This is a genomic window from Streptomyces africanus, assembly GCF_002150735.1.
In the GTDB taxonomy this organism is placed as follows: Bacteria; Actinomycetota; Actinomycetes; order Streptomycetales; family Streptomycetaceae; genus Streptomyces; species Streptomyces africanus.
This window is the reverse complement of the sequence record NZ_MUKA01000305.1, coordinates 1-11,517: the sequence shown is the minus strand read 5'-3', so window position 1 is coordinate 11,517 and position 11,517 is coordinate 1. Positions and strand designations below refer to the sequence as shown.

10 protein-coding genes are annotated in these 11,517 nt (G+C 70.4%); 8 read left to right on the top strand and 2 right to left on the bottom strand.

Going from position 1 to position 11,517, the window contains the following annotated elements; all coding sequences use genetic code 11:
* The first annotated feature begins 126 nt into the window (after positions 1-126).
* Complete coding sequence (locus CCL05_RS32520) at positions 127-2,949, top strand: beta-L-arabinofuranosidase domain-containing protein (protein ID WP_086564260.1); 2,823 nt, start codon at positions 127-129, stop codon at positions 2,947-2,949.
* Positions 2,950-3,090: 141 nt separating this feature from the next.
* Positions 3,091-3,855 carry a DUF4142 domain-containing protein gene (locus CCL05_RS32515; RefSeq protein WP_086564259.1) on the top strand — a complete coding sequence of 255 codons (765 nt, stop codon included), beginning with the start codon at positions 3,091-3,093 and terminating at the stop codon, positions 3,853-3,855.
* Between the two features lie 36 nt (positions 3,856-3,891).
* Here the strand turns inward: CCL05_RS32515 and CCL05_RS32510 are convergent, their stop codons facing one another.
* On the bottom strand, positions 3,892-4,668 hold the full coding sequence (locus CCL05_RS32510) for a LysR family substrate-binding domain-containing protein (RefSeq protein WP_086564258.1): 777 nt from the start codon (positions 4,666-4,668) through the stop codon (positions 3,892-3,894).
* A gap of 83 nt (positions 4,669-4,751) precedes the next feature.
* On the opposite strand from CCL05_RS32510, the gene CCL05_RS32505 reads away from it, so the two are divergent.
* The 6 genes from CCL05_RS32505 (at position 4,752) to CCL05_RS32480 (ending at position 10,719) form a co-directional block, all read left to right on the top strand.
* Entirely contained in the window at positions 4,752-5,144 is a 393-nt protein-coding gene (locus tag CCL05_RS32505) for a DUF5997 family protein (protein WP_086564261.1), read from the top strand.
* A 216-nt stretch (positions 5,145-5,360) separates the two neighbouring features.
* Positions 5,361-6,686, top strand: a complete 1,326-nt coding sequence (locus CCL05_RS32500; protein ID WP_086564257.1) for an ABC transporter substrate-binding protein — start codon at positions 5,361-5,363, stop codon at positions 6,684-6,686.
* Positions 6,683-7,594 carry a carbohydrate ABC transporter permease gene (locus CCL05_RS32495; RefSeq protein ID WP_086564256.1) on the top strand — a complete coding sequence of 304 codons (912 nt, stop codon included), beginning with the start codon at positions 6,683-6,685 and terminating at the stop codon, positions 7,592-7,594. Before CCL05_RS32500 ends, CCL05_RS32495 begins: the two co-directional genes overlap by 4 nt.
* Positions 7,591-8,535: a carbohydrate ABC transporter permease gene (locus CCL05_RS32490; RefSeq protein WP_086564255.1), complete on the top strand. Its 945-nt coding sequence runs from the start codon at positions 7,591-7,593 to the stop codon at positions 8,533-8,535. Before CCL05_RS32495 ends, CCL05_RS32490 begins: the two co-directional genes overlap by 4 nt.
* A gap of 28 nt (positions 8,536-8,563) precedes the next feature.
* Positions 8,564-9,472, top strand: coding sequence for a 5-dehydro-4-deoxyglucarate dehydratase (locus tag CCL05_RS32485; RefSeq protein ID WP_086564254.1), 909 nt, complete (start codon positions 8,564-8,566; stop codon positions 9,470-9,472).
* The gene (locus tag CCL05_RS32480) at positions 9,469-10,719 is read left to right on the top strand and encodes a glucarate dehydratase family protein (protein WP_086564253.1); all 1,251 of its coding nucleotides are present in this window, start codon (positions 9,469-9,471) and stop codon (positions 10,717-10,719) included. The genes CCL05_RS32485 and CCL05_RS32480 overlap by 4 nt, the downstream gene beginning before the upstream one ends.
* Positions 10,720-10,908: 189 nt before the next feature.
* Here the strand turns inward: CCL05_RS32480 and CCL05_RS32475 are convergent.
* A partial coding sequence (locus CCL05_RS32475) for a peptidoglycan-binding protein (protein WP_086564252.1) occupies positions 10,909-11,517 on the bottom strand: 609 nt, incomplete at its 5' end.

Here is an 11,517-nt window from a genome sequence, read left to right as displayed (position 1 = left end):
CCGTTGACGCTCCCCCGTCCCCTCCCTAGGGTCTGGTCGATCATCCGTACAGCGTTCGACATATCGACCCTACCGCGTACCGCTAACCCGGGACCCGCGAGCCCCTGGGCCCATGGAGGAGCACACATGGCACGGCCCCTCTCCAGACGAACCCTTCTCCAGGCCGCGGCCCTCGCCGCGGCCGTACCCGCGATATCCGAGGTCACCACGAGGCAGGCCGCCGCGTCCGCCGCGACCGCGGCGGTCGCCGCCGGCACCCCGTCCGCCTGGACCGTACGGCCCTTCGCCCTGGAGGACGTCAGCCTCGGCCGGGGCGTCTTCGCCGACAAGCGGCAACTGATGCTGGACCACGCCCGCGGCTACGACGTGAACCGGCTGCTCCAGGTGTTCCGCGCCAACGCCGGTCTCTCCACCGGCGGCGCGGTCGCCCCCGGCGGCTGGGAGGGGCTGGACGGTGAGGCCAACGGCAACCTGCGGGGGCACTACACCGGCCACTTCCTGACCATGCTGGCTCAGGCGTACCGCGGCACGAAGGAGCGGGTGTTCGCCGAGCGGATCGGCACCATGGTCGGGGCGCTGACCGAGGTGCGCGCGGCGCTGCGGCGGGACCCGGCCGTGCTGAGCGTGCCCGGGAGGTTCGGGACCGGCGCGGATCAGGTGCGGGGTTCGTACCAGTACGTGGATCTGCCGGCGGCCGTGCTCGGCGGGGCTTCGGCGATCACCCTCTCCGTCTGGGTGCGGCCCACCCACGACGCCGACTGGACCCGTGTCTTCGACTTCGGCGACGACACCACCCGTTACCTGTATCTGGCCGTCCGCAACCAGGCCGGAGTGCCGCGCTTCGCGATCACCACGTCGGGCGCCGGCGGCGAGCAGGCCCTCGACGGCACGGCCGCGCTGCCGCTGAACCAGTGGAGCCACCTGGCGGTGACGATCGCGGGCGGCACCGGCACGCTCTACGTCAACGGCACCGCCGTCGCGCGGAACACCGCGATGAGCCTCACCCCGGCGGTCCTCGGCACGCTGAAGAACAACTGGCTCGGCCGCTCGAACTACTCCGCCGACCCGGTCTTCGCGGGTGCCTACGAGGAGTTCAACGTCTTCTCACGGGCCCTGACCGCCGCCGAGATCACGGAGTTGCAGAGCCGCCGGGCCGCCGATGCCTCGACGGGCCGGGGCGACCTGGCGTCGTATGCCTTCGACGAGACGACCGGGGGGACGTTCGCGGACGCCTCCGGCCGGAACCTGACCGCCACCCTGCGCCGCACCTGGGGCGGGCCCAGCCACCCCGGGTTCCTCGCGGCGTACCCGGAGACGCAGTTCATCGACCTGGAGTCGAGGACCGGTTCCGACTACACCAAGGTGTGGGCGCCGTACTACACCGCGCACAAGATCCTCAGGGGGCTGCTCGACGCGTACACCGCCACGGACGACGCCCGGGCCCTGGACCTCGCGTCCGGCATGTGCGACTGGATGTACTCCCGGCTGTCCAAGCTGCCCGAGTCCACGCTCCAGCGCATGTGGGGGATCTTCTCCAGCGGTGAGTTCGGCGGCATCGTCGAGGCGATCTGCGACCTGCACACGATCACCGGCAAGGCCGAACACCTCGCGCTGGCCAAGCTGTTCGACCTCGACCGGCTGATCGACGCGTGCGCGGCGGACACCGACATCCTCGACGGGCTGCACGCCAACCAGCACATTCCGATCTTCACCGGCTACGTGCGGCTCTACGACGAGACGGGCGAGGAGCGCTATCTGACGGCGGCGAAGAACTTCTGGGACATGGTGGTACCGCACCGCATGTACGGCATCGGCGGCACCAGCACCGGGGAGTTCTTCAAGGCCCGGGACGTGATCGCGGGCACGATCAGCGCGACCACCGCCGAGACCTGCTGCGCCTACAACATGCTCAAACTGAGCCGGACCCTGTTCTTCCACGAGCAGGACCCGAAGTACATGGACTACTACGAGCGGGCCCTGTACAACCAGGTGCTCGGATCGAAGCAGGACAAGCCGGACGCGGAGAAGCCGCTCGTCACGTACTTCATCGGGCTGACGCCCGGTCATGTCCGGGACTACACGCCCAAGCAGGGCACGACCTGCTGCGAGGGCACCGGCATGGAGAGCGCCACGAAGTACCAGGACTCGGTGTACTTCGCGAAGGCCGACGGCAGCGCCCTGTACGTCAACCTGTACAGCCCGTCCACGCTGACCTGGGCCGAGAAGGGCGTCACGGTCACGCAGACCACCCGCTTTCCGCTGGAGCAGGGCAGCACGCTGACCTTCGGGGGCCGCCGGGCCTCCTTCACGCTGCGGCTGCGGGTCCCGTCGTGGGCGACGGCCGGGTTCCGGGTGACCGTCAACGGGCGTGCCGTGTCCGGGACTCCGAAGCCCGGGAGCTACTTCGACGTGTCCCGGTCCTGGCGGGCCGGCGACACCGTCCGCATCGCCATGCCGTTCCGGACGCGGGTGGAGAGGGCCCTCGACGACCCGTCAGTGCAGACCCTGTTCCACGGCCCGGTCAACCTGGTCGCCCGCGACGCCGCCACCGAGTACCTCAAGGTCGGGCTGTACGGCGATGCCGGGCTGTCCGGCGATCTGTCGCACTCCCTCACGCCGGTTGCGGGCAAGCCGCTGCACTTCACGCTGGACGGGACCGAGTGGGCGCCGTTCTTCGAGGGGACGGAGGATCCGACGCACGCCTACTTCCGGCGCTCGGAGCCGAAGGTCGTCTTCGGCGGCCGGGACTCGGGCGTCGCCAACCCGGCGAAGGCAGACGGCACCACGCTGCTGGACGAGGTCTGGGCCGGGGCGCCGTTCCGGAACAAGGGGGCGCTGGTGGCGCGGGTGCGGTCCACGGTGGACGCGTGGGTGTCGGCCGGGCTGCTGAGCCGAGCGGACGGCGACAAGGTGGTGAGCACGGCGGGCGCGGCCTCGTACCGGCCCTGAGTCTTTCCGCCCAGGTCCGGTGCCGTGCCGCCCTCGGCACCGGGCTCGGCCGGTTGACCAAGTTTTTACGGCAGCGGTGATTGTTTCGCCCCTGGCATACGTACCTCCTGGCGTTGGGCCGTTCGAATCCCAGGAGGCACGATGCGCATCTCGCGCAGCACGGCAGGAACCGCGTTCGTGGGCGGTGCGATGATCCTCACGCTCACCGCTCTCGCCTACCCGAGCATGCTGGGCGTGCAGAACACGGCTTCCGGCCAGGACCGCATCATCGCCAACACCCAGTGGGGTCCGCTGACCGAGGCGGACCGCGACTTCGTGGTCCGCGTGCGCGCGGCCGGTCTGTGGGAGTACCCGCTGGGGCAGCTGATCAAGCAGCGGAGCTCGTCGAAGGAGATGCAGGAAGTCGCCGAGCATCTGCTCGTGGGTCACGGCCGGCTCGACGCGGGCTGCCGCAAGGTCTCCACGGACCTGGGAATCACCCTGCCGAACGAGGCGTCGCCGCAGCAGCAGCAGTTCGTGGCGACGGCGGAAGGCAGCACCGGCAGGGAGTTCGAGTCCACGGCCGTGACCCTCATGCGGGTCGCGCACGGGGGCATCTTCCCGACGATTGCCAAGATCCGGGCGACCACCCGGAACAGCCTCGTGCGGGAACTCGCGGACACGACCAACGACACTGTTCTCGACCACATCACGGTCCTGGAGAAGACCGGCCTGATCAACCAAGAGCAGGTCAGCTTCCAGATCACCGCCCCGCCCAAGCTGCCCCAGGATCAGACGACGCCGCCGCCGCCCCAGCAGGGTGCGCCGGTCCGCGTGCTGCCGATCCCCGAAGACCTGAAGGATCTGCAGACGGTCGCCCCCAACCCGTCCTACGGGCAGCCGCAGCCGTCCCCGCCGGCCGGGTGAACCAGGGGGTCGCGCTCAGGCGGCGGGGCCCCCGGGCTACGAACGGCGGCGCGGTTTGCCGCGCCTGCCGCCCTTGGGGGCGCCACGCCCACTCCGGCCGGCCGACTGCCCGCCCTTGCCGGTGGGCTTCGCAGAGGCCGACTCCCCGGGCACCGGTTTTCGTCGGACGCCGCCCTTGGGGTTCCCCTCCGGAAGAGCCGGCCGGCGGCCCCGGGTGCTGTTGGCCGTGCGGCCGCGGACGATGCCGATGAAGTCCTCCACCAGGTCCGTCGTCGCGTCCTCGGGCCAGGCCAGGGCCACGCTCGACTCGGGGGCGTCCTTGAGCGGACGGTGGGTGAGGTCCTTGCGGTGGTGGAGGCGGGCGAGCGACAGGGGGACGACGAGCACGCCGATGCCCGCCGCGACCAGTTCGACGGCGTCGGCCGTGGTGGCGGGCCGTTCGAAGGCGGGCCGGCCGGGGAGGTCCTCCCAGTCGAGGACGTCGTCGAGGGGGTGCAGCACGATGTCGTCGGACAGGTCCTCCGGGGACACCTCGTCGACCGCGGTGACCAGGTGGTCCTGGGGTACGACGACGACCGTCTGCTCGGTGTAGAGCGGGATCGCGCTGAAGACCGTCCGGTCGACGGGAAGGCGTACGAGACCCGCGTCGGCGTCCCGGTCCAGCAGCCGCCCGGCCGCCGCTCCCGCGGGCACCTGCGTCAGGGCCAGCGGGACATCGGGCTGCCGCTCGTTCCAGATGCGCACCCACTTGTCGGGCATCACCCCGGGGACGTACACGAGCCGGAACGAGGGAGATTCATCCGAGCCTGTCACCTGGCCAGGTTACCGGCCTGGTGAGCGGCCGCGGTCAGCGGTCGTGGTCAGCGGTCGTGCACACGCTCGATACGCTGGACGGCATGACGTCGCACCAGAGCACCCAGACCATGAAGCCCGCGACCGCGGCGAAGAAGCTGGGTGTGTACCTCGAGGCCACACCCGCCGAGTTCCGGGAGGGCGTCGTCTCGCGCGCCGAGCTGAACGAGCTCCAGGCGAACCCGCCGCAGTGGCTTCAGGACCTGCGGGGCAACGGCCCGCACCCCCGCCCGGTGGTCGCGGCGAAGCTCGGCGTCTCCATCGCGGGTCTCGCCCGCGGCGGCGTCACCGAGGCCCTCACCACCGAACAGATCGAGACGCTGAAGCAGGAGAACCCCGAGTGGCTGCAGCGGGAGCGCGCCACCCAGGCGGAGGTGCGCAAGGAGGCGGCCCGCCTCAAGAAGAAGAACGCCGAACGCGCCGAGCACCGCGGCTGACCTCGGACCTTCTCCCCCACGGCCCCAACCGGTCCATCCGGTTGGGGCCGCTGTCGTTCTCCGGGCCCGCGCACGGCTTCGTGCCGCCTCGGGTGGCCTCGTGTGACCTCGGTGAAATATTTCAGCCATGTATTGACATGGTGATGAAACGATCCTAGCTTGGCCGATCATTTAGATTCGTGAAGTTGGTTCACGGATATGAACGGAGAACCACCCATGCGGGATCGCCGACGAAGTCACCGCCTGGCTGCCGCGCTCACCGTCTCGGGTCTCCTGTTCGGAACGGCCGCCTGCGGCTCCGGTTCCGGCAGCGCCCGGGCCGGCGATCCGAACACGCTGGAGGTGTGGACCCGGAGCGATCCGGACTCCGCCCAGACCTACAAGAGGGTGTTCGCGGCCTTCACCAAGAAGACCGGCATCAAGATCGACTACCAGCCGGTCATGAACTTCGACCAGCAGTTGCAGAGCCGCGCGTCCACCAAGGACCTGCCGGACGTCATGATCAACGACACGGCTCTGATGGGCAGTTACCAGGCCCAGGGCCTGCTCAAGCCCATCACCCCGGCCTCGATCGCCGGACACGACGAGATCACCGCCCAGTCCTGGTCGTCCACCGTGGGCCGCGACGGCAGGCACTACGGCATCCCGTACTCCCGTCAGGCCATGACACTGTTCGTCCGCAAGGACTGGCGCGAGAAGCTCGGCCTGCCGCAGCCCAAGACCTGGCAGGACACGCTCGCCCTCGCCAAGGCCTTCGCCACCCGTGACCCGGACGGCGACGGCAAGAAGGACACGTACGGCATGGTCGTGCCCGGTAGCGCGCAGAACGGCTATGTCGCCTGGTGGGGCGCCAGCTACCTGTGGCAGGGCGGGGTCCGGATCCTCGAGAAGGAGGGCACGGGATACCGGCCCGCCATGGACTCGGCGGCCGCCCTGCGCACCGTCACCTGGATGAAGAAGAACCTCTTCTGCGGTGACAACGGTGTCATCCAGCCCAGCGCCCTCACCTCCGTCACCGCGAACACCACCAACTTCCAGGACGGCAACGCCGGGATGTACCTCACCGGCCCGTACAACATCTCCACGTTCGACAAGGCGCTCGGCAAGGACAAGTACGAGGTCCTGCCCGCCCCCGCGGGTCCGGCCGGGAACGACGTGCTGGCCGACGGCGAGAACGTCTACTTCGGCGCGAAGACCGGGAAGGCCAGGCTGGAGCGGACGCTCGCGGCCTTCCTGATCTCCCCCGAGGGCCAGACGCTCGCCATGACCGGCGACCACCAGCCCGTCGTGCGCATCCCCGTCAACTCCACGCTGGACGCGGCGAAGGTGCGCCACGACCCGCGCTGGAGCGTGGTGCAGAAGGCCTACGAGACGGCCTCCGTGCAGTTCCCCAACGCGCCCGACTTCGCCCCGGTCAAGCAGGACACCGCCGACGCTCTCAACGCGATCTTCACGTACTGCGGCAGCGACGTCCGCTCGGGCCTGAAGGAACTCAACGACACCCTCGCCGGTGACCTCAAGGACCAGGACCTGTTGAAATGACCGCGACCGTGACGACGCCCGGGCCGCGCAGAGCCCGGTTCCTCAGCAAGAAGGCCGTACTGCCCTGGCTGTTCCTCGCGCCGGGTCTGCTGCTCGCGCTGGTCTTCAAGTTCCTCCCCATGGGCAAGGGTGTCTGGCTCAGCTTCTTCGACGTGCGGCCCTTCCTCGGCGACAAGTGGGTCGGCCTCGACAACTACACCCGGGTCCTGACCGACCACCGCTTCCAGGACGCCATCGGCCACACGCTGGTCCTCGGCATCGGCATGTCCCTCGGCGGCATCGTCGCCGGCGTCCTCCTGGCCCTGCTGCTCGAAGGCCAGGCCCGCTCGCTGAAGATCATCCGTACCGCCGTCTTCCTGCCCGTCGTCACCGCCACCGCGGTGGTCGGCGAGATGTGGCGGCTGATGTACTACCCGACCTCCGACGGCCTGATCAACAGCGGCCTCGGGCTCCTCGGTCTGGGGCCCGTGCCCTACCTCGACAACCCCGACACGGCACTGTGGGCGACCATGGCCATGGGCATCTGGATGCTCGCCCCCTACAACATGGTGATCATCCTCGCCGGACTGGCGGGCGTGGACCGCTCGCTGTACGAGGCCGCCGCGATGGACGGGGTGTCGCTGTGGCAGCGGCTGCGGCACATCACCCTGCCCGCGATCCGCCCGGCTCTCGGCATCGTCCTCACCCTCGCCGCCATCCGCGGACTGCGCGTCTTCACCGAGGTGTACGTCCTCACCGGCGGCGGTCCGGCCGGGTCGACCGACGTCTGGATGACCCGCGCCTACACCCTCGGCTTCTCCCGCAACGACATCGGCGGCGCCTCGGCCGCCTCCGTGCTCCTGCTCTGCGTGACGCTGCTGCTCACCGTCACGGTCAACTACTTCCGCAAGAGGGGAGACGTGAGATGAGCGCGCCCGCCATCGACCCCGTCCGGACCCCGGTGACCGCCTCTCCGACGGGGACGTCCGCCGGGAAGCAGCGCACCACCCCCGCCCGTTTCGACACCGCCCTCGGCTGGAGCGACCGGCCGGGCCTCGCCTGGGCGCTGCGCGTCCTGCTCTGCGTCCTCGCCCTGGGCGTCTTCGCGGCGCCGTTCGTGACGGTCTTCTCCGGTTCGTTCAGCGAGAAGGCCAGCGGTTCGACCCTGTCGTTCCTCCCCCACCATCCGACCCTGCTGAACTTCCGGGTGGCGGGCGAGCGTGGCATCTGGGACTACTTCGGCAACTCACTGGTCATCGCGGGCGGCGGACTGCTGCTCCAGCTCGTCGTCTGCACGCTCGCCGCCTACGCTCTGGCCCGGCACAGGTTCCGCGGGCAGGCGCTGATCCTGACCCTGTTCATGCTGACGATGATGCTTCCCGAGGAGGTCATCGCCATCCCGCTGTCCCTGGTCCTCGGCCATGTGCCCGTGGTCGGCCTCGATCTGAAGGGCACCGTCTGGGGCGTCATCCTGCCGCTCGGCGCGTGGGGCTTCTCGGTGATGGTGCTCACCGAGTTCATGAAGGACATCCCCACGGAGATCGAGGAGGCCGCCCGGATCGACGGCGTCGGTGAGCTGCGGATGCTGTGGCAGGTCATCCTGCCGCTGTGCAAGCCCGCGCTCGGTGTGGCCGGGGTGCTCGGCTTCATCATGATCTGGGACCAGTATCTGCTGCCCCTGATCGCCGCCAAGGACCCCACCGACTACACGGTCACCGTCGCCCTGTCCATCCTGCGCACCGACCCCGAGGTCGGCTCGGGGGTGGTGCTGGCCGGTGCGGTCATCGCCCTGATCCCCAGCCTGATCGTCTATCTGCTCCTCCAGCGCTCGCTGGTCACCGGCATCGCCGCCGGTGCCACCAAGGGCTGACCACCCACCCCCCACGTTTGAGGGAGACATGAAGTTCCACGGAGTGCTGTTCTTCCCGGTCACGCCGTTCGCGGCGGACGGTTCACTGGACGAGGAACGGCTGGCCCAGCACATCGAGTCGGGTGTCGCCGCGGGCGCGGGAGGTGTGTTCGTCGCCTGCGGCACCGGCGAGTTCCACGCCCTGTCGGCCGAGGAGATCGAGCGGGCGACCCGGGTCGCGGTGCGGACGACTGCCGGGCGGGTCCCGGTCTTCGCGGCCGCCGGCGGTCCCGCACCGGTCGCCCGGGACCAGGCCGTCCGGGTCGAACGCGCCGGTGCCGACGGCATCCTGCTGCTGCCGCCCTATCTGGTCAGCGCCCCACAGCAGGGCCTGGTGCGCTACGTCCGGGAGGTCACCGCGGCCACCGGGCTGCCCGTCGTCTTCTACCAGCGGGGCACCGCCCGGCTCACCGCAGAAACGGCCGCCGAGATCGCCGCCCTGCCCGGGGTCGTCGGGCTCAAGGACGGCATCGGGGACATCGAGCGGATGCACCGCATCGTCCGCGCGGTGCGTGCCGTGCCGGGCACGGAGGACTTCCAGTTCTTCAACGGCCTGCCCACCGCCGAGATGACCGCGCCCGCCTACCAGGGCATCGGCGTCGGGCTGTACTCCTCCGCGGTGTTCGCGTTCGCTCCGGAGATCGCCCTGGCCTTCCACCGGGCCCTCGCCGAGGGCGACGAGGCACGGGTCTCCCGCCTCCTCGACGAGTTCTACGGCCCGCTGGTCGCCCTGCGCGACGAGGTTCCCGGGTACGCCGTGTCGCTCGTCAAGGCGGGGGTGACGCTGCGCGGCCTGGACGTCGGCGGCGTACGGGCTCCCCTGCTGGATCCGGCACCGGAGCACCTCGCCCGGCTGGCGAAACTCCTCGACCACGGACTGGAGGTGGCCGCCGCATGAGCCCCACGCGTATCCGTGAGCTGATCATCACGCCGATCGCCTTCGGTGACCCGCCGCTGCTCAACTCCAACGGTGTGCACGAGCCGCTCGCGCTGCGGATCATCCTCCAACTCGTCCTGGACGACGGCACGGTGGGGCTCGGCGAGTCCCCCGGCGGCACCGCCCGGCTGGAGCGGCTCCAGGCCGCGGCGAAGGTGGTGGTCGGCATGGACGTCTTCGACACCACCGCCGTCGCCGCCGCGATCGACGCGGCCCTGCTGCCGGCCGTGCCCAGCTCGCACGAGCGTGGCTGGACCACCTCGGCGGTGGAGGTGGCCTGCCTCGACGCGCAGGGCAAGCTCCTCGGCCGCCCGGTCAGCGATCTGCTCGGCGGCAGGGTCCGCGACACGGTGCCGTTCGCCGCGTACCTCTTCTACAAGTGGGCCGAACACCCCGCGCTCGACGGCCGTCCGGCGATCACCGACGACTGGGGCGAGGCCCTCGACCCGGCCGGGATCGTCGAGCAGGCCCGGCTGATGCAGGAGCGGTACGGCTTCCGGTCGTTCAAGCTCAAGGGCGGGGTGTTCCCGCCGGACGAGGAGATCGCCGCGATCCGGGCGCTGGCCGAGGCCTTCCCCGGACAGCCGCTGCGGCTGGACCCCAACGTGGCGTGGACGGTCGAGACCTCGACGTACGTCGCCCGTGAACTCGACGGTGTACTGGAGTACTTGGAGGACCCGACCAAGGGCATCCCTGGTATGGCGCAGGTGGCGAAGGAGTCGCCCATGCCGCTCGCGACCAACATGTGCGTGATCGCCTGGGAGCACCTGAAGCCGGCCGTCGAGCAGAACGCCGTCCAGGTCCTGCTCACCGACCACCACTACTGGGGCGGGCTGCGCCGCACCCGGGAACTGGCCGCCGTCTGCGAGGCGTTCGGGATCGCCCTGTCGATGCACTCCAACTCGCACCTGGGCATCAGCCTCGCCGCGATGACGCATGTCGCCGCGGCCATCCCCAACCTCGACCACTCCTGCGACACGCACTACCCGTGGAACTCGGCGGACGATGTGATCGTCCCGGGTGTGCTGGAGCTGCGCGACGGGGAGGTGCGGGTGCCGACCGGGCCGGGGCTGGGGGTCGAGCTCGACCACGACAAGCTGGAGCGGCTGCACCGGCGGTACGTCGACTCGGGCATGCGCGGCAGGGACGACACCGGCTACATGCGGCGGATCCAGCCGGAGTACGAGCTGCGGCTCCCCCGCTGGTGACGGGCGTGCGCCCCTGCGCGCGCAGGGGCGCACCCGGTCGCTAGGGGGTGTCCGTAAAGTCCCGTCGTCCGCCCGGAGGGCGGGCCCCACGGCGTCCGGTGCGTGCTCTCGGCGTGCCGGGCGGACGCCCCGGTGCGGCGAGAGTGCGTGCCGGGCGTCGCGGGGCAGGCGGGACTTTGCGGACACCCCCTAGGACTTCGGCACCTTCAGCCGGTCCCAGGTGAGCTTGCCGGGGATGCCGTCGGCGTCCTTGCCGGAGAAGCCCTGCTTCTGCTGCCAGAGCGCGTAGGACCGGCGGTCGGCCTCGCTCCAGTCGGGGCTCGGCCCCTCCTCGTAGCGGCTGCACCCCTCGGCGACCAGGCGGCGGCCCATCGCCGTGATGATCGGGGAGCGCTGCCCGACGTGGAAGAACGCGGCGCCCGGGAACGGCTCGTAGGACGGCTTGGGCGCCGGCTTCGGGCCGGGGGCCGGCTTGCTGCCGCCCCCGCCGCCCTTGAGTCGCTCGGCTATGCGCCCCCGCATGCCGTCCATGGTGAAACCGCGCGGGTCCACCTTGCCCGGCTGCCACTCCTTGTGGCCGATAACGGAGCGTTCGGACCAGCCGTGGTGGCGGCAGATCGCCGCGGCCACCTTCTCGATGGCCTCCTTCTGCACCTCGGGCCAGGGGTCCTTGCCGTTGCCGAGGTTGATGCACTCGAAGCCGTAGAAGTGCCGGTTGCCGTCGGTGTCGGCCTCGTTGTCGCCCGGCAGCTTCGACTCGTTGATCACGGCGCGCAGCACGTCGCTGTCACCGAGGCC

Coding starts and splice junctions, on each gene's coding strand:
- CCL05_RS32520 (WP_086564260.1), top strand. CDS start 127: ATGGCACGGCCCCTCTCCAGACGAACCCTTCTCCAGGCCGCGGCCCTC.
- CCL05_RS32515 (WP_086564259.1), top strand. CDS start 3,091: ATGCGCATCTCGCGCAGCACGGCAGGAACCGCGTTCGTGGGCGGTGCG.
- CCL05_RS32505 (WP_086564261.1), top strand. CDS start 4,752: ATGACGTCGCACCAGAGCACCCAGACCATGAAGCCCGCGACCGCGGCG.
- CCL05_RS32500 (WP_086564257.1), top strand. CDS start 5,361: ATGCGGGATCGCCGACGAAGTCACCGCCTGGCTGCCGCGCTCACCGTC.
- CCL05_RS32495 (WP_086564256.1), top strand. CDS start 6,683: ATGACCGCGACCGTGACGACGCCCGGGCCGCGCAGAGCCCGGTTCCTC.
- CCL05_RS32490 (WP_086564255.1), top strand. CDS start 7,591: ATGAGCGCGCCCGCCATCGACCCCGTCCGGACCCCGGTGACCGCCTCT.
- CCL05_RS32485 (WP_086564254.1), top strand. CDS start 8,564: ATGAAGTTCCACGGAGTGCTGTTCTTCCCGGTCACGCCGTTCGCGGCG.
- CCL05_RS32480 (WP_086564253.1), top strand. CDS start 9,469: ATGAGCCCCACGCGTATCCGTGAGCTGATCATCACGCCGATCGCCTTC.